At 32.0% G+C, this 22496-nt stretch carries 11 protein-coding genes; 6 read left to right on the forward strand and 5 right to left on the reverse strand.

The genetic code is table 11. The annotated features are described in order from the left end of the window. Positions 1-925: 925 nt before the first annotated feature. The 4 genes from OLM57_RS00995 to OLM57_RS01010 all read left to right on the forward strand — a co-directional run bounded on the left by OLM57_RS00995 (position 926) and on the right by OLM57_RS01010 (position 16656). Entirely contained in the window at positions 926-7567 is a 6642-nt protein-coding gene (locus OLM57_RS00995; RefSeq protein WP_264565378.1) for a polyketide synthase, read from the forward strand. 195 nt (positions 7568-7762) lie between these two features. Next, positions 7763-11812, forward strand: coding sequence for a non-ribosomal peptide synthetase (locus OLM57_RS01000; protein WP_264565379.1), 4050 nt, complete (start codon positions 7763-7765; stop codon positions 11810-11812). Positions 11813-11879: 67 nt separating this feature from the next. Continuing rightward, positions 11880-15878: a non-ribosomal peptide synthetase gene (locus OLM57_RS01005; protein WP_264565380.1), complete on the forward strand. Its 3999-nt coding sequence runs from the start codon at positions 11880-11882 to the stop codon at positions 15876-15878. Then, a complete protein-coding gene (locus tag OLM57_RS01010; protein ID WP_264565381.1) occupies positions 15865-16656 on the forward strand; it encodes a 4'-phosphopantetheinyl transferase family protein in 792 nt (263 codons plus the stop codon). The genes OLM57_RS01005 and OLM57_RS01010 overlap by 14 nt, the downstream gene beginning before the upstream one ends. 47 nt (positions 16657-16703) lie before the next feature. Here OLM57_RS01010 and OLM57_RS01015 read toward each other — a convergent pair whose 3' ends face one another. The 4 genes from OLM57_RS01015 to OLM57_RS01030 form a co-directional block, all read right to left on the reverse strand. Beyond that, positions 16704-16937 carry a helix-turn-helix domain-containing protein gene (locus tag OLM57_RS01015; RefSeq protein WP_264565382.1) on the reverse strand — a complete coding sequence of 78 codons (234 nt, stop codon included), beginning with the start codon at positions 16935-16937 and terminating at the stop codon, positions 16704-16706. Positions 16938-17459: 522 nt separating this feature from the next. Then, entirely contained in the window at positions 17460-17765 is a 306-nt protein-coding gene (locus OLM57_RS01020; RefSeq protein WP_264565383.1) for a hypothetical protein, read from the reverse strand. 448 nt (positions 17766-18213) lie between these two features. Continuing rightward, positions 18214-19041: a Two component regulator three Y domain protein gene (locus tag OLM57_RS01025; RefSeq protein WP_264565384.1), complete on the reverse strand. Its 828-nt coding sequence runs from the start codon at positions 19039-19041 to the stop codon at positions 18214-18216. Between the two features lie 213 nt (positions 19042-19254). Continuing rightward, positions 19255-20109: a Two component regulator three Y domain protein gene (locus tag OLM57_RS01030; RefSeq protein ID WP_264565385.1), complete on the reverse strand. Its 855-nt coding sequence runs from the start codon at positions 20107-20109 to the stop codon at positions 19255-19257. Positions 20110-20393: 284 nt separating this feature from the next. Between OLM57_RS01030 and OLM57_RS01035 the strand changes: the two genes are divergently transcribed. Further along, positions 20394-20882: a DUF1761 domain-containing protein gene (locus OLM57_RS01035; RefSeq protein ID WP_264565386.1), complete on the forward strand. Its 489-nt coding sequence runs from the start codon at positions 20394-20396 to the stop codon at positions 20880-20882. A 60-nt stretch (positions 20883-20942) separates the two neighbouring features. Here the strand turns inward: OLM57_RS01035 and OLM57_RS01040 are convergent, their stop codons facing one another. After that, the gene (locus OLM57_RS01040; RefSeq protein WP_264565387.1) at positions 20943-21218 is read right to left on the reverse strand and encodes a 4a-hydroxytetrahydrobiopterin dehydratase; all 276 of its coding nucleotides are present in this window, start codon (positions 21216-21218) and stop codon (positions 20943-20945) included. Positions 21219-21307: 89 nt separating this feature from the next. On the opposite strand from OLM57_RS01040, the gene OLM57_RS01045 reads away from it, so the two are divergent. Next, entirely contained in the window at positions 21308-22456 is a 1149-nt protein-coding gene (locus OLM57_RS01045) for a GNAT family N-acetyltransferase (protein WP_264565388.1), read from the forward strand. The last annotated feature ends 40 nt before the right edge of the window (positions 22457-22496 follow it).

Consider the following 22496-nt stretch of genomic DNA (forward strand, 5'->3'; position numbering starts at 1 on the left):
AAACCGATATAATTAACACTATTTACGATTAAAAGCGTAAAATATGTATTTTAATTGACATTATTCCTACATTTAATAAAGAGATATAAATGCAATTTCACTATTCAATAAATCACTAAAAAAGTAGATGATAAGATATTACTTTAAAAAAAACATATTGATCGAATATCATAATTTTAATCAACTATATGACATTAATAAAACGTTTAATTTTTTTATTAATTACATTTATAGTTCCCTTTATTTTATTTTTTAGATTAATGCATTTAAAAATTCAGTTATTGGTTATTACTTAAAAATACTTGTTTAATTAAGGCCTAATTTATTGATTAAAATAAAATCAAGAAGATTGGGAAAATCGCTCATCCGCATTTTATTCATAAATATAAATTTACGCTTATTGCATTGCTTAAGGAGCATACATCTTGTGCAATTAGCAAATTTTATATTTGAAAATATTTCTAAAAAAATCTTAACCAAATAGGAATTAGAATTTACTACATCAAAATGACACCCAAAATTTTTGAAGTGAAAAAAAAAGGTCCAACAGTACAGCAAATAAAAAACAATATTTTAAGCCAAAAACTCTATTTCTATTTAATAAAATAATCTAAAATATGTTATTCATCGAGAATAATAGCTTTCTACAGAAAATGCAAGTTTTAATAATTTTTTTTTCTTTCTTTTGATTAACAGTCTATTAAAAACATATTCTTTTTGTATTCAATGAATATTATTTAATGACCAAAAATAATTTTAATTTTTTGTTTTTAACAAAGCATAGAATTGCAAATGTTTAAATAATAAAAAAAAGAAGCAATGATATAACTCTAATATTATATTTTATTGGATTTAAATTACGCTTTTTAAGATTAATATAAATTTTGATGTTTTTTATACAAAATTGAAATTAACATAAATTATCATGGCAAGATCGAATAATAATAATTTGGATTATACGATAAATGGAGCTAAGATGGCGTATCCAAAAAGCACATTGCATGGGCTTTTTGCAGAGCAAGTAAAAACATCCCCTACCTCTACCGCACTTGAGTTTGAAGACAAACAGATATCATACGGCGAATTAGGAAAGATGATAAATCAGATGGCTAATTATCTTTGGTCTCAAGGTTTGAGACCTGGACAAATTGTTGCTGTTTCACTTAATAGATCGCCCGAACTAATTACTTCTCTTTTTGCTGTTTTACAATGTGGTGCATCATACATTCCTATAGACACTTCATATCCAGATGCAAGACTGGATTTAATGATTGAAGATTCAAATGCAGCTTTTTACATAGGTTTAAACTCAAAAAGGAACTTTTCAAATAAAATTACTTCGCTTCCTATTGCGGCTATTTTAAATGCGCTAGCAGATTTACCAATAGAGCCTATAAACCTTAAGGTTGATTCTGAATCTGCTGCATATATAATTTATACGTCCGGATCTACTGGAAAGCCAAAAGGCGTTGAAGTTGCACATTGTAATGTAATTAATCTTATCTATTCTATGGGTGCAGCCCCAGGAATTTGTGCAACTGACAAAATATTTGCAGTAACAACAATCTCCTTTGATGCTATGGTAATGGAAATCTACCTTCCTTTACTCTATGGAGCTTGCGTAGTCCTTGTCGATGAAGAAACTAGGAGAGATGGACAACTTTTACTTAAAAAAGCTGTTGATGACAAAATTACAGTTATGTGGGGGACGCCAAGTATATGGCAAATACTACTTGATTCGGGTTGGGAAAAACCTTTGAATATAAAAGCTTTAATCGGAGGAGAACCTGTTCCGATACCTTTAGCACATGAATTACTTTCTCGATGCAGGGAATTATGGAATATTTATGGACCTACAGAAACTACTGTATGCTCTTTTCTTACCCAAATATCAATAAATGATAATCCAATAACTATAGGAAAACCCATTGCCAATACTCAAGTTTATTTATTAGATACCGAAGGAATGCCTGTAAATCATGGTGAAGTAGGAGAAATTGTTATCGCTGGAGATGGTGTGTCTTTAGGATATTTAAATCGACCTGAACTTACAAACGAACGTTTTGTGCCTAATCCTTTCCAGAAAGAATCCGATAAAAAAATGTATTTATCTGGTGATTTAGGAAAACTTTTACCTAATGGACATGTGCAATGCTTGGGGAGAATTGATCAACAAGTAAAAGTTAGGGGGCACCGTATAGAATTGGGAGAAATAGAGTCAGTAATAAATAATCTTCCTGAAATAAAAAGATCTACAATACTGATAAGCAATCACATAGGTGGAGAACCCAGCTTGGTTGCTTATTTACAATCTGTTGGGAAAATTCAGGAAACAAACAGTATTCGACACAAGCTTGAGGAGATACTTCCTGAATTTATGGTTCCCAAATTCTTTATGTGGGTCAATGATTTTCCTATAACAACAAATGGAAAAATAGATAAAAACAATTTACCTCTTCCGGAATACGTTCGACCAGATTCAGCACCTCTCTTAAGAAAACCAACAACAAAAATCGAAAAAGAAATTGTAAAAATTTGGAGTGAACAGTTGCAAATACCCATAATTGGCATTGATGACAACTTTTTTGAAATGGGAGGGACATCTCTCTTAACGCAACGTGTAGTAACCATACTTAAAAAACACTTTAACTTAAATATATCAATTACCAATATCTATCAATATCCAACTATATCAACTCTTTGTAAATTTTTAGAAGTAACAAAAAAATCAAACAGTACGCCAGATTTTTCAAAACCTAAACTGGATAGGGAATCAAGAGATGTTGCTATTATTGGTATGGCAGGAAGGTTTCCTGGAGCACAATCAATAAACAAATTATGGGACGTTTTAAAAGAAGGAAAAGAAACAATTACTTTTTTCAAACCTGAAGAACTTGATCCTACCATTCCTAGTTCGTTTCGCAATGATCCCCTTTATGTTAATGCTCGTGGTATTATACCTTCTGCAAATACATTTGATGCTGCCTTTTTTGGAATAAATCCAAAGCTAGCTGAAGTAATGGATCCTCAACAACGCTTGTTTTTAGAAATCGCATGGGAAACCCTTGAGCAAACTGGCTATTTACCAAAACACTATAATGGTAGTATAGGAGTATATGCAGGTGCTGGGACTAATACCTATTATAAAAAAAATATCCTCACTAACAAAGAAATACTAGATAGCGTAGGATATCTTCAAGCTGAAACTGTTAATGAGAAAGATTACATTTCCTCAAGAACTGCTTATCATCTAAACTTAAAGGGTCCGACATTAAGTATCCATTCTGCATGCTCAACCTCACTCCTCACCATTGCTGAAGCTGTAAAAGGAATTAGAAATAATCAATGTGATATTGCACTTGCCGGTGGCTCTAGTGTAACTGCACCTATTTTTAGTGGACATCTCTATCAGGAAGGCTCTATGCTAAGTCCGGATGGACATTGTCGTTCTTTTGATGCATTGGGAAAGGGAACCGTATTTAGTGATGGAGCTGGTGTTGTACTTCTAAAAAGTTTAGACGCAGCCCAAAAAGATGGTGACAAAATATACGGAATTATAAAAGGAATAGGAATAACAAATGATGGCGGCAACAAGGGTAGTTTTACAGCTCCAAGTACAGAAGGACAAGCTGTTGCTATTATGAAAGCAATACAAGACGCAAAAGTTACACCAGACTCTATCAGTTATGTAGAAACTCACGGAACAGCAACCCCTATGGGTGACCCAATTGAGATTGAAGGACTTAAAATGGCTTTTGGTGAACAACCTAAAAATGGTTTTTGTGCAATAGGGTCAATAAAAAGCAATATGGGGCATCTCACTGCTGCTGCCGGGGTAGCTGGATTGATAAAAACAATTCTGGCTATGAATAACAAGCTCATACCGCCTTCTCTTGGTTTTAATAGCCCAAATCCAGCAATAGATTTTGAAAACAGTCCTTTTTTTGTAAATTCTACATTACGCAATTGGGAATCTGATGGTCCACTTAGAGCGGGTGTAAGTTCGTTTGGCGTCGGTGGGACAAATGTACATCTAGTAGTGGAAGAATACCCAATTGAGCCAAAAATTTCAGGTCCAAGCCGACCTCTACAATTACTATTGTGGTCAGCCAAGTCAGAAAACAGCTTAAAAGGTTATGAAACTGAATTAGGCAATTTTCTTAAATCAACACCTGATTTACCATTGGCAGACGTTGCTTTTTCACTAAATAAAACACGTGACGCCTTTATACACAGAAGCTTTCTTTTATCAGGCAATACTGTTGATGCAAGTGAGGAATTACTTTATTCCAAAAAGAGTAGCATTAAAAATACAGTCTTAAAAATAGCACCTAGCGAACTTGTTTTTCTTTTCCCCGGACAAGGATCTCAATTTTCTCAAATGGGTATGAATCTATACAAAAACGAAAAAGTTTACAAAGAAGCAATAGATAAATGTGCTGCTTTTTTATTAGATGAATTAAAATTAGATATTCGTGAAATTTTATATCCTGAAATAGTAACTGCAGAAACGGAAGCAAAATTGAAAAACACCCGTTTCACGCAGCCTGCTTTATTTGTGACAGAATATGCTTTATCTCAACTTTGGTTAAGTTGGGGTATCAATGCAACTGCCTTTTGTGGGCACAGTATAGGTGAATTTGTAGGGGCTCATCTAGCGGGAATTTTTAATTTACAAGATGCTTTACATTTAATAGCTATTAGAGGTCGACTAGTAAGTGAACTTCCAGGAGGAAGTATGCTATCAGTAAAACTATCAGAAGATCAATTAAAAGATATCCTTCCAGAAACACTTTCAATTGCGGCTATAAACTCCAATGCTTTATGCGTAGTTGCAGGTGAAGATGATACCGTAGCAGAATTCGCCAAATCTTTGGAAGCAAAGGAGATTGTAAATAAATTATTATTTACTAGTCATGCATTTCATTCCACTATGATGGATCCAGTTTTGGAGATTTTTGAAACAGAGGTGAGAAAAATTCATTTAAACAAGCCAACTTTACCTATTGTCTCTACCGTTACAGGAACTTGGCTTAAGGATGACGAAGCCATTAATCCGACATATTGGTCAACCCATTTGCGCAGCACTGTCAGATTTGCAAATGCCGCAGATACCTTATTAAAATTAGAAGATCCTATTTTTTTAGAAATTGGTCCAGGACAGACATTATCGACTTTGACAAAACAACAAGGAGTAGGCAAAATAATTCCTGCATTTACAAGTTTATTGTCGCCTAAGAATCAAGAAAACGAATACAATTCCTTACTAAATGCATTAGGTGAATTGTGGCTTAGAGGAATTGAACCTGATTGGGATGCCTTTTATTCACACCAAAAAAGGCAAAAAGTTGATTTACCCAGTTATGTTTTCGACCGCAAGCTTTGTTGGATCGACCCTCTAAGTTTCGAAATACAAAATTCAAGACCTAATGTAATTACAGCTCAAAATTCAATTAGTAATCTTAATGAAAATAAACCGATGAGAAAAACTACTCTTCTTAGCAATATTTCTTCAATTGTAAGCCAAACATCTGGTATAGATTACCCAAATGATGCATCATCTCAAAGTTTTCTTGACCTTGGCTTAGATTCATTGACACTTACTCAGCTTGCAATCCGGTTAAAGAAAGATTTCAAACTTCCTATAACCTTTCGTCAACTCAACGAAGAATTTGGTTCGCCATCACTCTTAGCAGATTACCTTGATCAAAATCTTCCAAAAGAAGAGTATAATAACACCGTCCCTACGAAAACAGTTTCAAACATAATTGCGACATCTTCACCGATAACAAATACAACTCCTCCTATTATAAACAATCAAAACAACACGGCTTTAGGGTTGATAGCACAGCAACTCCAATTGTTAGGAAAGCAAATGGAGCTTCTGCAAGGAAATAATATATTGCAGCCTAACCATACAATTCAAGAAACATTTCAACAATCAGAGCCAGCTATAATTACAAAAAACACACTTCAAGATTTAAGAACACCGGAAGAAATTGCAGAACATCAAAAACCATTTGGCGCCTCTCCAAAAATTGAAAAACAAGCAAATGAAATGAGTCATTCTCAAAAAGAATTTCTTAATGAACTTGTAGAAAGCTACACAAAAAAAACTGGCGCAAGCAAATCTTATGCTCAAAAATACAGAAGTATTATGGCAGATCCAAGAGTAGTTTCTGGATTTAAACCATTAACTAAAGAAATAGTTTATCCACTTGTCATTGAAAAATCTGGCGGGAATCGCCTTTGGGATTTAGATGGCAATGTATATATTGATGCTCTTAATGGATTTGGATCCTGTTTCTTTGGACATCAACCAGATTTTATTAAAGAAGCAATCCATAAACAGGTTGATAATGGATTTGAAGTCGGCCCACAACATCCATTAGCGGGCGAAGTTTGTGATCTACTCTGTGAATTTACAAAGCACGAACGTGCCGCACTTTGTAATACGGGTTCTGAGGCTATATTAGGAGCCATGCGTATTGCTAGAACTGTAACAGGTCGATCATTGATTGTTGCATTTTCTGGCTCCTATCACGGCATAATTGATGAAGTTTTAGTTCGTGGCTCAAAAAAGTTGGTAACTTTTCCGGCAGCTTCCGGAATTATGCCGGAATCTGTTCAGAACATGTTGATTTTAGAATATGGAACAGAAGAAAGTCTTCGTATAATTACTGAACGAGCGGATGAATTAGCAGCTGTACTCGTAGAACCAGTGCAAAGTAGAAGACCTGAATTTCAACCAAAAGATTTTCTAAATAAACTCAGAGAGCTTACCAGTAAATCTGACATAGCACTTATTTTTGACGAAGTTATTACTGGCTTCCGAATGCATCCTGGGGGAATTCAAGCTCTGTTTAACATTCAGGCTGATATTGCAACCTATGGCAAAGTAATTGGTGGAGGACTTTCAATAGGAGCTATTGCTGGTAAACGAAAATATATGGATGCTCTAGATGGCGGCCATTGGCAGTATGGTGATGATTCTATTCCAGAAATAGGAGTTACCTACTTTGCTGGTACCTTTGTAAGACACCCATTGGCACTCGCTGCATCTAAAGCTTCCCTTATACATCTTAAAGAACAAGGACCAGCTTTACAAGAAAGACTAAATGAGATGACCAGTCGTTTAGCATCTGAATTAAACGACGAATTTAAGAAAAAAGATTTGCCGATGACAATCAATCATTTTGGTTCTTTGTGGAGACTCAAGTTCAATGAAGATGTCCTATATGGTGAGTTATTATTTACTTTACTTCGTGAAAACGGAATACATATCTGGGATGGTTTTCCTTGTTTTCTGACTGAAGCTTATAAAGAAGAAGATCTTACACAAATTATCAACACCTTCAAAAGATGCCTTGAGAAAATGGTTTCAGCTGGATTCTTTATAACTGATAAAACTGAATCTATACCATCAAAATCTAATGTAAATAATTTTTCTATTCTCAATAAACCACCTGTGGATGGAGCTAAATTAGGTCGTGATAAAAATGGCAATCCAGCTTGGTTTGTTGCAGATTCAAATAAGAATGGTGAATATATCAAAATCAATTTATAAATTAAATTCTCAAGATAACCAATATAAATAGGTTGAATTTTTAGAAATAAAAGAATTAATTGAAGATTACAGTTTTGACCTTTATAAAATGAATTTTTTCTAACATAAAATATTTTTTTTCTGAAAGAATTCAATTTTAAATTAAATTTAATTAGCATAATAATTTTAACATGTTACTAATAAATTAAAAAAATTATGATTCGTAACATATCAGATTCAAAAAAATTAAAATTAAATAGTAGAGAGAATATGTCAAATGTTCAAGGGAATATGCTAGATGTTACTCCTAAATTTGATCCTTTTGCAGGCCCCGAATTAGAATACGTTGTTTATACAACAAAAGCCCAATCTGAAATTTGGACTGGTTGTTATTTTGGAGGAAATGATGCCGCAAGAGCCTACAATGAATCTATTTCAATGGAATTTATTGGTTCTTTGGATATCTATGTCATGAATCGTGCAATTCAAACCTTGGTCGACAGACATGAGGCACTTCGAGCTACTTTTAGCACCGATGGTGTTTACATGTCCATTTACAAACAACTTAATATAGAAGTTACCAATCTAGATCTCTCTAATTTAGACGAAATTCCCCAAAAAAAGGCTTTAAATCAGTATATCAATAACGATACTCATTTTATTTTTGATCTTGTTCACGGACCATTAATAAAAGTTGGTTTACTTAAACTTTCTGAAAATAACCATACATTGATAATTACCTCACATCATATAATTTGTGATGGATGGTCGATTGGAATTATGCTACAAGATTTAGGTACAATTTATTCAGCCTATGTTGAAAATAAAACACTTGACATCACTGTACCGATACCATTCAGTACCTATGCAAATGAAGAACAAATGTTTTCAGAAAGTGATGAAAACAAAGAGATTGAAAAATTTTGGTATGAAATTTATGAAAAATCCATACCTGTTGTAAATGTACCCACTGACAGTCCTAGACCATCACTTCGAACTTATAAAAGTCAAAGGTTGGATTTCACATTAGATACAAATCTATTATCAGATTTAAAACAAACTGGATTAAGTGTTGGTTCAAGTTTAGTCAGTACATTGTTAACCAGTTTTGAACTGTTTTTATATCAATTAACGGGTCAGGAAGATATAGTAGTGGGACTTCCTTCTGCCGGTCAAGCTGCATTAGGAATGAACCATCTGATTGGACACTGTGTAAATTTACTTCCGCTAAGAAGTAAACCAATTCCGAATATGAGTTTTAAAGACTATTTAAGACAACGAAAATCAGAACTATTTGATGCTTATGATCATCAGAAATTAAGTTTTGGTCATCTTTTGCAAAAGCTAAATATTGCACGTGATCCTTCTCGAATCCCTTTGGTGCCAATTGTATTCAATATTGATTTAGGTATGACTGATGGTGTTCAATTTTCTAATTTAACCTATAAATTAATAAGCATTCCTAGAGTTTATGAAACTTTTGAAATTTTCCTAAATGCCAGTGGTAATGAAAAAAGTCTTGTTTTTGAGTGGTCTTACAATGAGGCACTTTTCAAACCAGAAACCATCAAGAAAATGATGATGTCTTTTGAAAAAATATTGCAAAAAGTTGTTGAAGACCCATCAAAAACTTTAGAACTAATTACGCATCAGGATTTTAGTAGTGATTACTCCGAAATAAACTCGACAACAACCATCTATCCTAATATTGCCCTTCATGATTTAATTGCTTTACAAGCTCAGCAAACACCAAAAAATATAGCAATAGAGTTTCTTGACATTGAGATTTCATATGAAAATCTTCAAGATAAAATTAATCAAATGTCTCATTATTTGAAAACTCAAGGACTATCATCGGGTGATTTAATTGCAGTTTCAATGACACGATGCCCAGAACTAATAATTTCACTATTAGCTATTATGCAATGCGGCGCGGCTTATCTTCCATTAGATCACGAATATCCTATATCTCGATTACAGTATATGATTGAAGACTCTGAAGCTAAATTTTTACTCACCAGTAAAACTTTATACAGATCGTTACCACAATTAAACAATACAATTATAATAGAAGATGCGATCGCATCATTAAATCAATATCCTGTCACAAAGTTACAAACAAAAATAGATCCTGAGAATGTGGTATATTTACTTTACACATCTGGCTCTACTGGAAAACCCAAAGGGGTCTCTATTACTCATAAAAACTTAGTTAATCTTCTCTGTACGATAGCCATTGAACCAGGAATAAAGGAAACAGACAGACTTCTATCCATTACAACAATTTCCTTTGATATTGCTGGTTTAGAATTGTATTTACCACTTACTAAAGGCGCAACATTAATCATTAGTAACCATGAAACTGCGAGAGATGGAAGACTCTTGCTGGAGATGCTTGAGAAGAAAAAAATATCATTACTTCAAGCCACACCTACTACTTATCAAATGCTTTTAGATGCGGGTTGGTCAAAACTATTGCCTTTGAAATTATTTTGCTGTGGAGAAGCATTGCCCATTAATCTTGCAAAAGAACTTTTAAAAAGGTGCAATGAACTTTGGAATATGTATGGTCCGACCGAAACCACCATATATTCATCCAAAAAGCAAATTAAGTCAGATGAAACATTAATTACTATTGGTGTGCCTATTGCCAATACACAATTTTATATAATTAATGAACAAAATATGCTTCTGCCTTCAGGAAATGTGGGAGAAATAGCTATTGGAGGAGATGGAGTTGGAAAAGGCTATTGGAAAAGACCAGATCTTACTAGTGAAAAATTTATTACTACTAAATTTTCTAAGACAAAAAACGGTATAGTTTACCGTACAGGTGATTTAGGAATACTACTCCCTACTAATGAAATAGAATGTCTTGGACGTATAGACCAACAGGTTAAAATAAGAGGACATCGCATTGAGCCTGAAGAAATAGAACGAACGCTAATGTCTCTTGATGGTATAAAATTGGCTGTTGTGTTAGCTCATTCTGATGTACTAATTGCCCATATTGTTCCTAATTCGGATATTATAGATATTAGTAATCAGATAAGTTTATGGCGCAATGTATTGGTATCACTATTACCAAAATATTTAATACCGCAAGATTTTCATATATTGGAAAAAATGCCAACTACTCTAAACGGCAAAATAGATCGTAACGAATTATTAAAATATAAATCTAATAATAACCCGGAATTTACTGCGCCTCGCACAAAAGCAGAAAAGATAATAGCAAACATATGGCAAGAAACACTAAATATAAGCTGTGTAGATGTTTTTAGTAACTTTTTTGAGATGGGCGGGCATTCAATCTTGGCAGTAAAAGTAATGATCAAAGTTGAGAAAGAAACTGGTAAACGAATTCCTCTATCTGAGTTATTTGAACATTCAACTGTTGAGAAATTTGCCCAATTATTAAATATTGATAGCGAAATTTATTCTGACTGTATAGTTCCTATAAAACCTAGTGGAAATAAGGTACCTCTTTTTATGATACATGGAGCAGGACTTAATATTTTAAATTTTGCTAATGTAATTAAATACTTTGATGAGGATCAACCGGTTTACGGAATTCAAGGTAATGGACCTAATGGTTTTGATAAATGGTATGAATCCATAGAAGCTATGGCAAATCATTATGTAGATGAAATTATAAAAATAAATCCGAATGGTCCTTATGCTCTTTCAGGCTTTTCTTTTGGTGGTATTGTTGCTTTTGAGATGGCTCGCCAATTAAAAGCACAAGATAGAAAAGTAAGCATTATTGCATTATTAGACACCTATATTGATTCTTCCTATTATTATCCAACAATTCAGCAAAAATTACTAATAAGATATATCGATAAAACGCGAAGAAGATTGGATTTTCTAAAAGAAATGCTCGTTAGCTGGAAGGCTGTAAAAATGCGTATTAAAGGAAAAAAAGAGTTTTTGCTAAGACGTTATTTTGGGATAAAAGACTCAATGACTGAGCAAGAAGCAATAGCACATGAACAATTTGTAATAGCAAGTAGCATGGTTCAGAAAATAGTTGATAGATACCATCTTATACCCCAAGATTTTGAAGTGGATTTATTTCGTGCGAAAAATGATTCTCAATATAAATTAGACCCTACTCACCTAGGATGGAAGAAGGCGGCATTAAGGGGTGTGCGTATTCATGATATTCCTGGTGAACATATAGACATTGTAGCGCCCCCTAATGATAAAGTACTGGCACATATGCTTCAGGATATTATAGATAAAAAACATGCAAACATCTAAGTTTTTATTTCTCTAAAGATATTGAGCATAAAAAACAATTGCATTTTTAAATAATTTTAGACTAGTTATGAAAAATCAAGCGCAAAATCAAATTCAATCCGATTCGATTTCTGTCGAAATTGAAATTGAAAACATTATACGTACAACAAATTCACAATTAGAAATATGGACAGATTGTTTAATAGGAAGTAGCGATGCAAACAAAGCATATAATCTATCTTATTCTATTAAATTGAAAGGAGAATTGGTTCTAGAAGCACTACAACATGCCGTAAACACTTTAGTTTATCGTCATGAATGTTTGAGAGCTTCATTTAGTTCAGATGGCATCTATATGAATATATATAAAGCTTTTGAAATCAAAATATCTTACGATAACATTTCTCAGCTCACAGCGAATGAAAAGGAAAAGTCAAAAGAAATAATAGTTAATGAAGAAGTTAATCACCTTTTCGACCTAGTAAAAGCCCCTTTATTTAAAGTCAAGTTAATTAAAATTGATGATTTAGAAAATATCTTAATACTAACTCATCATCATATTGTCGGAGATGGTTTAAGTATCAATATAATATTAGAAGAACTCAGTGTACTTTATTCAGCATTTATTGAAAATACAGAACCAAAACTACCAAATCCAGAACGTTTTAGTGAATATGCAAAAAAAGTAAATTCGCTAAAAGAAAGTAATGAATTTAAGCAAATAGAAGATTTTTGGCTCAATATTTATAAAGAATCAATCCCCATAATTGAATTACCAGTAGATTATATAAGACCTTCTTTACGAACCTATAATAGCCAACAACTTGATTTTCCTATTGACATTAATCTTATAAATTCACTAAAACAGATTGGAATTAGTGCAGGTTGCAGTTTAGCAACAATTTTACTTTCAGCATTCGAGGTGTTTTTATACAAACTCACAGGTCAAAATGATTTAGTAGTAGGCTTTCCTACTTCGGGAAATTGGCGATACAATATGAGGCATATGATTGGAGATTGCGCAAACCTTCTTCCTTTACGAAGTACAATAAACGCAAACATTAGTTTCTTAGAGTACTTAAAACAAAGAAATCTGCAGTTATTAGATGCTTATGAAAATCATCAGGTTAGTTTTGGACATCTCCTTCAGAAGTTGGCAATTGCTCGAGACCCTGCCAGAGTTCCTATGGTACCTGTGACTTTAACAGTAGATCTAAATCGGGATATCGAAAGTGTGTTTTCTTTTATTGGACTTACTTATGAATTTAAAATTAACCCTAGAAAATTCTCTGCCTTCGAAATCAAACTTCATGCTTATCGATCAAAAAATGGCCCCGTTTTTCAATGCTCTTATAATTCAACACTGTTCAAGGAAGAAACTATAAATCAAATGATGATTTCATTTGAAGAAACTATAAATAAGTTAATATCAAACGTAAACAGCCCATTAGCAGATCTGACAAAAGGTGATTATTTAGCAGATTACAAAACTCTAAATGACACTAAAACTCCATATCCTAATGTTTCATTATCGGAATTACTTAGTAAACAAGCAGAAAATTCACCTAACAATGTTGCGCTTGAATATAATAATACTAAAATATCATATCAAGATTTACATATTAAAGTAAATCAATTTGCACATTACTTAGAGGCACATGGGGTTCAATCCGGTGATTATATAGCAGTTTCATTTCCTCGAAGCCCTGAATTGGTATATGCCATTTTAGCCATTATCCAATGTGGAGCTGCATATCTACCCCTTGATCACAAATATCCAAGTAAGCGTATAGAATTTATGATGGAAGATTCTGAAGCTAAGTTTTTGATAACTAGCAAAGCATTGTCTTTATCATTACCAAAATGTTCCAATACCATTTTAATAGATGATGCCATGGCATCATTACATCAATATCCTACAACAAAACTTCAAACGTATGTACATCCAGAAAATATAATATACCTTTTGTACACTTCTGGTTCAACTGGTAAACCAAAAGGGGCTAAAATATCTAATAAAAGTTTAGTTAATCTACTTTGTTCATTATCAAATGAACCAGGGATAAAGGAAACAGACAGACTCCCATTTATCTCCACAATATCCTTTGACATAGCCAGTTGTGAATTATTTTTGCCTTTATTTAAAGGAGCCACTTTAGTCTTACCTAGCCCCGAAACATCAAGCGATGGCAGATTATTATATGAAATGCTTGTCAAAGAAAAAATATCAATAGTAGTAGCAACTCCAATTACTTACCAAATACTTATAGAAGCCGGATGGTCAAAAAAATTACCTTTAAAAATATTTTGTTGTGGTGAACCACTACCTCCTAAACTTGCTAAGGAACTTATAAAAAGATGTGATGAACTTTGGAATTTGTACGGTCCCACAGAAGCAACGATTTTTTCTTCGGGTAAACATATAAAGACTGACGAAACATTAATTTCTATTGGAGGCCCTATTGCCAACATGCAATATTATATAGTTGATGAGCACTTAAACCTACTGCCACCAAACACCGTTGGCGAAATTGCCATTGGAGGAGATGGTGTCGGAAAAGGATATTTAGGAAGACCAGAATTAACCGCCGCAAAATTTATTCCGAATGTGTTTTCTAATAAAAAAGGTGACATATTGTATCTTTCAGGTGATTTAGGAAAACTGCTTCCCAGCAATGAAATAATGTGTCTTGGACGTATAGATCATCAAGTTAAGGTAAGAGGCCATCGAATTGAAATTGGTGAAATTGAACATGCTTTAACGTCAATTGAAGGTATTAAATCGGCAATTGTCTTGGCGAAAGCCGATATCCTTATTGCTTATATTATCATAAATACTGAAATCACTAACGAACTTGATCAGATTCGATTATGGCGAAATGAATTGGCATCACAATTACCAACTTTCATGGTTCCGCATGTTTTTCATATTTTGGAAAAAATGCCTACTACCCTAAACGATAAAATAGATCGCAAAGCATTATTAGAATATAAATCCAATTCGGAAAGCAAACAAGATTATACTGCCCCTCGTACAAATGAAGAAAAATTAATAGCAGAAATTTGGCAAGTAAATTTAAAAAAAGAGCGCATTGATATTTTTAGCAACTTTTTTGAACTGGGTGGACATTCCATCATGGCAGTAAATGTAATGATTGAAATTGAGAAAAAGACGGGCGTACGAATTCCTCTTTCCGCCTTATTTCAGCATTCAACTGTTGAAAAATTTGCCAAATTATTAAATATAGAAAACGAAATCTCATCAGACTATTTAGTACCTATTAAACCAAAGGGGAGTAAAACCCCTCTTTTTATAGTTCATGGGGCGGGGCTCAATATCTTAAATTTTGCACATGTAACTAGTCACTTCGATGAAGACCAGCCTATTTATGGTTTTCAAGGAATTGGCCCTAATGGTTATGCTAATTGGTTTGAATCCATCGAAGCTATGGCAGCACGATATATTGATTCAATTATAAAAATAAATCCGAAAGGTCCTTATGCAATAGCTGGATTTTCGTTTGGAGGGATCGTTGCTTTTGAAATGGCTCGCCAATTAAAAGAACAAGGCAAAACAGTAAGCCTTATTGCATTATTAGACACTTATGTAGACCCATCCTATTACTATGCAAAGTATTCGCAAAAAAAGATAATACGCTATTTCAACCAGTCTTATAGAAGGTTAGATTATTTAAAAGAAATGCTAACGAGTTGGGAGGCATTTAAATTGCGTGTTAGTTCAAAAAAAGAATATATACTGAAAAAATATTTTGGCATAAAGGACATAATGACCGAACAAGAAGTAGCAGCATTTGAACAATTTATAGAAGCAGATCGTATGGTTAATAAAATCGTTGATCGGTATCATCTTACGCCTCAGCATTTTGAAGTAGAATTGTTTCGAGCAAAAGACAATAAGACCTACAAATTAGACCCTACTCACTTAGGATGGAAAAAAATAGCTTTAAAAGGAGTCAACATTCATAACATAACTGGCAATCATCTTAGCATTGTCGCTCCGCCAAATGACAAAATTTTAGCCCGGATGCTTCAGGAAATTTTAGATAAGAAACATGCAAACATCTAATCTATTTATTTCATTTTCAAATATAAAGGGCGTTGAATTCATACCTGATAAAAATTATTTACTAAACACTAATGATGTAATCATTTACACTGTTTATTTACCAATTTTTATAGGCATACAACATGATTTAGCTAAATTCCTTAATGACACAGAGCTTGACAGAGCCAAGCGCTTTTTTAAATTAAAAGACCAAATCCAATTCATTATTAGCAGGGCAGTTTTAAAATTTGTTTTAGCAGCGCATACGGACTTGGATGCAAAAAGTATTAGTCTTGCTTATCATTTCAATAAAAAACCATATTTAGCCTCTCATCCTTGGCTATATTTCAATATATCACATTCGGAAGACTGGGCAGTTATTGCAATTTCGCGTCACAATGTTGGAATAGATATTGAATATCTTACCGAAGATTTCAACTTCACGAATCTTCTCCCTGATATTTTTGACAATAACGAAATTTTGGCAATTCAAAATGCTGTTAATAAAAAACATGCTTTTTACACTTCATGGACACGTAAAGAAGCCTTTGTAAAAGCATTGGGAAAAGGTATTGATGAAGATTTTAAGCATATTCCTAGTTTGGAAGGTGAGTATAGTGTAGATTCTAAGTTACTAAGAACCGCTTCAAATTGGCAAGTATGCAGTTTTAATTTAGCAGATAATTATTTGGGTGCGGTAGCTTTTGAGAGTTCGCCAATTTCTAAAAATCTTCTATTATATACTTTACCAAATACCATGAAAGATTTAATGGAGATGATTCAGATAAGAAACAATTGATTTATGAAAGGAAGTGTAGTTTTATATTATTTTGTTTTAAGTATTCCCTACTTAGCTTCGGTAAAGAAAACACTAACATTAAATTTGAATATAAATTCAGTAGAGACATCTAAAACCTTTGCAATTTCAATTAATTTAGATACCGTTAAATCAACCTCGCCTCTTTCAATTTTACCGTAACCACTCATGCTCATGTTCAATTCTTCGGCTACGTATTCTCTAGTTAGATTTTTTAATTCCCTTATTTTTCTAATATTTACGTATACATTTGATTTCATCATAACCAAAATTTATAAAATTATTATTGAAATTCAACACTTTAAATCAACGCTTAAATTTAATTGACAAGATAAAAGTAAGTCTCTAACCATAAATTTGACTGAGCAAAAGTGACAATTCTTCCTATAAAAGGACAATTTGAGACTTTTAAGGTACTAAATCCATTTTTTACTATTTTAATTAGCTAATACAAAATCAAAATATTCAGTATAAAAAAACAATATTAAATATTGTTTATTCTAAAAGTGACTCAATCAAACAACAAAGAGACCTAAATTTTAATTTACTTTCTTATATTATTTTAATTTTTTTTTACAAAATTTACATATAAAAGCAAATGTTATAAATAAATTAAGTAGTTGTGATTTAATTTAGATGGAAACAATTAAACTTTCTTTATACTGCCAAGTTTGAATGTAAAATCATTCGTGGCTTACTTGTAATAAAAAGCCCCCAAAACAGTGTCTAACTTTTTGGGGGCTTTTTAAATTATAGACGGTCTTTCTGTCTATTTATAAATTGGATTACACCATAAACAAACCTTGCTTATGGGCATTGTATAAAACCAAATCGTATGGAACTAATTTAGGCGCAACTTTCTCTGAAGAAGCATCAAACTTAATGCCATTGTGTTTTCTGAACAAGTAAATTTCCTTTAAACAATTAGACAAACTCTGGTGAATTAAAGTCGTAAAAGTGGGTAATTGTTTATCACCAACCAATAAATCAATTTGGTAATTCGAACTGCTTTTCGATAGATTGTTACCAATAATTCTCAAAGTAAATGTTTGTGGAATTCCGTTTTGCTCTCCTTGATACTGTATTACCATATTGTTTAAGATTAAAATGTGGTTAAAATAAATTTGTAGTTTTATCTGTTAATAATTGAAATTCTCTATTTAAGGTATTTAAAATAAGAAATTGACATAATAACAACCGTTAAATTATCAATTCATAACAAAGCTACTCATAAAATCTTTTCAAACGCTTTTGGGGAATGTAAATTTTTCATAAATTATTTATTAATTAATAGACATCTAATTCCTACTCAAGGACAGTGCTCACTTTACAAACAAAACTGGACTCCGCATTTATAATAAATAATTTAACCTAAAAGCCCTCCGAATTACGATTCACGAATTAATTAAAAAGAGACAAAACAGAAGACATCTAAAAACGAAAAACCCTGTAATGTATGAGTTTACAGGGTATTCCAACTAAATGTATTAAAACAAACAACTTTTTTATGCGTAAATAATATATAAATAAATTATGTTATTATCCTTTAATAACGGGCAATGAAACTACATTTCCCATTTCATTTCTCATGGTCATATTCAACTTATCCAATAGCGATAATTTGTTTGAAACCAGACCAGAAAACAAATTATACGATATATTCATTTTTTTTAAATTGGGCAACTTTTCTAATTCCATCGGCACCTGCCCCTTAAAATCATTATCAAAAAGATTTAAGTTTTCCAACAAAACCAAATTCCCAATAGCAGAACTTAATTTACCAGTAAATCTATTAGCATACAAAGATACTGATTTTAAGTACTTTAACTCATAAAAAGAAACAGGCAATTGCCCTTGAAAAGAATTTTCATACAACGACAAGTTCTCTAACGTTGACAATTTACCTATTTGCGGAGGCAATTCTCCCGATAAAATATTTCGATCCAAAACCAATACCTTTAGATTAGGCAGCGTACAGATTGAAACCGGTATATAACCTGTCAATTTATTGAATGAAAGATCCAAAACTTCCAATGTTTTCATATTACCAATATTGAGTGGAATTTCACCATTCAATAAATTGGTTCCTAAATTTAATTCTCGCAAATTCAACAAATTAGTAATTTCAACTGGAATACGACCCGTCAAATTATTATTCTTCAAGTTTATCGAAATTACCTTGTCATCTACTACTTTAACTCCATACCATTTATCCATTGGCAAAGAAAGATCCCATTTATTAATCCATTTACTCCCATTGGTAGCTTGGTTCAATTTTATCAATATTTCCTTTTCAGCAAAAGATACATTAGCAAAAACTGAGAGTGAAAAAAAGACAGTAAGAATAAGTGTAATTTTTTTATTCATTTGCTTTGCTTTAAATTTATTGCCTCAAAAATAATTAAAAAGTTAGCTAAAAAACAAAAAAAATCGACAAATTAACACTATTGTATTTTTTAACAAATAATAAACCTACAAAAAAAACGCAACACTTTATTTTGTAAAGTACTGCGTTTATCAAAAATAAAACAAAATTATTAACTTATTAACGAACCAATAAACCTTCTATTTTCTATTTAATTATTCATCTGCAGCCAATACTCCTTTCGAGCTTTTACTAACCTCCATTTGATATGCAACACCAGTCTCATTGATCATTGTAAGCTTAAAATCGTCTTTTTGAGCAACTTCTTTGGATACCGAACCAGTAAAAGAATTATAGGAAATATTCATGCTTTTTAAATTATCCAATTTAACAATTGTATAAGGAACCTGACCCTCTAATTTATTATCAAATAAACTCAACGTTTCTAACGACTGTAACATTGATATATCCCAACTGATATTCCCTTTTAATTTATTGCTGCTTAGTGATAATTGCTTTAAGTTTTTTAAACCATAAAGAGACGCAGGTATTTCACCTGTTAACTGATTATTAAAAATTGAAACTAATTCCAATTCTTTCAATTGTCCAATTTGACGGGGTATTTCGCCAGTAAGATTGTTCATATAAAGCTCTAGGCTTTTTAAATTTTTAATTTCACAAATCGAATTTGGAATAGTACCCGACAACTTATTAAAGGAAAGGTTTAATTCTTTTAAATTCTTTAGATTTCCAATATTTAAAGGAATTACGCCCGAAATTTGATTTTTAAAAAGATTTAATTCTTCTAAATCAGTTAAGTTTACAATCTCTTTTGGTAGAGTTCCAACTAAATTATTATTGACCAAAACTATAGAAACAACTTTGTCATTAACAATTTTCACACCGTACCAGGCAGATACGGCAGCTGTTAAGTCCCATTTTATTTTCCATTGACTACCATGTGTTTCTTTATACAATTTTACCAAAATCTTTTTATCACGCTCAGATACATTTGCCACTAATGAACCTGAAAATGTTAAGGCTAACAATAAAATGAATATCTTTTTCATGACTGTGTGGTTTTTAACTTTATTGAATATAAATTTAATTATAAAATCGTTTATTAACAAATATAATCGTTGAAATACATTTATTATTTAAATACATATCTTTTTTACTACAATAAATTTAAATTTCCATTCTATGAAAAAATTTCAAAAAATAAATTTCAAAAAAAAAAGTCAATTATTTCGTTTATGAATTACGCAACTACTTTTTATGGTTTGTTTTTTCTATTTAAAAGATTAGCAAAAAATTAATTACATTTGAATCAATAACCTTAAAACCCTTTATTATGGAAATGAATTGGATTGCAATTTTTGTAGCTGCTTTATCTACTTTGGTAGTAGGATTTGCTTGGTATCATCCAAAAGTATTTGGAACAGCTTGGATGAAAGAAACAGGCCTTACGCAAGAAGAGCTTGCAAAAGGAAACATGTTGAAGATATTTGGTTTGACCTATATTTTCTCTCTTTTTATAGTCATGATCGAAATGTCATTGACTATTCATCAAACTGGTGCAATGGGAATGATTGGTGGACCAATGAAAATCAATGAAGCCCTACCTTCTTTTACTGCTTTCATGGCTGATTATGGAACCGCATTCAGGACTTTCAAACACGGAGCCCTTCACGGTTTTATGTCTGGTTTGTTTTTTGCTTTTCCAATTATTGCAATCAACGGATTATTTGAAAGAAAATCATGGAAATACATCTTTATCCATGCAGGATATTGGTTAGTTACCTTAACTATCATTGGATCTATAATTTGTGGTTGGTTATAAAAACCTAAAATTTATCTTAAGCCTTATTTCTTAATCTTTAGAAATAAGGCTTTTTTACTTTTATAATCTTTCTATCTGTCTGGCTAATTCAAAATCCTTGTCAGTTACTCCACCAGAATCGTGCGTTGTCAAACGAATGTTAACCTTATTATAGACATTAAACAATTCTGGATGATGATTTAATTTCTCTGCCAAAAGCCCAACTTGAACAATAAATCCAAGTGCCTGGCTGAAATTTTTAAATTTAAAGTCCTTTTGAATTCCATTTTTCTCAAATTCCCAATCATTCAGAGTAGACAATAAAGCTACTGCAGAATCTTTATTATACGTCTCCATACTTTCTTTTTTTATAAAGTTAGATAAATTAAAACATTTCCATTAAAAATTAACTTTATTAACTAATTTTGATAAAATAAAATTGAAAATTGAAAAACACGCTCTCCCATATCATTTACGACAAAACTTCACAACTGCCCAATACCTGGAATGATTTAGGACAGAAAAATATTTTTTTATCCAAGGAATATCTTGAAGTTTTAGAAAAATCGGCTCCAACCAATATGACATGTCATTTTATAGGGCTTTTTCAAGACAACATTTTAGTTGGTATTGCAGTTTCCCAGTTTTTAGATTTAAATAAATTGGAATCTTTTGGAGATCGAGATCAGTGTATTAAGGCCCATGTTCGAAAATTTATATTAAAAAGTTTCTCTTCCCATGTGCTACTTATTGGAAACAATATGCTTACTGGTCAAAATTCATTTATTTTATCTGACTCGATAACTGCAAGTCAAGGAATACAAGCTTTTAAAAAGGCAGCTGATGAATTGAAAATAAAATTCAAATCAATTGGAAAAAAAGTGCACATTACCACTTTTAAAGATTTCTTCAAAAAAGATCTTGAAAATTTTAATACAATAGCATTTAAAAACAACTATAAATATTGCATCCAACCCAATATGGTTTTTGAAATTCAAAAAAACTGGAAATCAGAACAGGATTATATCAATGCACTCTCAAAAAAATACCGCGACCAATACAAAAGAGCTCGAAAAAAAGCGGAAGGAATTGAAAAAAGGAAACTGCATCTGGATGAAATTATTCGTTATGAAGATGTAATTTATGATTTGTATTTTCATGTTGCAAAAAACGCTCCTTTCAATACTTTTTTCCTAACCAAAAATCATTTTCGTGTATTTAAGGAAACCTTACATGATAAATTTTTATTCTACGGCTATTTTCTTGATGACAAACTTATTGGTTTTAATACTTTAATCAAAAATGGCTCTGTAATGGACACTTATTTTTTAGGGTATGACGATAGTATACAAAGAGAGAAAATGCTTTATCTCAATATGCTCTATGATATGATTGCCTATTCGATTAACAAAGGTTTTAAAGAAATTATATTTTCTAGAACCGCTTTGGAAATTAAAAGTTCTGTTGGTGCCAAACCAATCGAAATGTTTGGTTTTATGGAACACAGCAATAGTCAAATAAACAAACACGTTCCAAAAATATTTCCAAAACTGGAACCAGAAATTGTATGGCAAGAAAGAAATCCTTTTAAATAATCAAACAGAAATTATCCTATAAAAAAAGCTCCAAATTGGA

The sequence above is a fragment of the Flavobacterium sp. N3904 genome (assembly GCF_025947305.1).
Taxonomy (GTDB): Bacteria; Bacteroidota; Bacteroidia; order Flavobacteriales; family Flavobacteriaceae; genus Flavobacterium.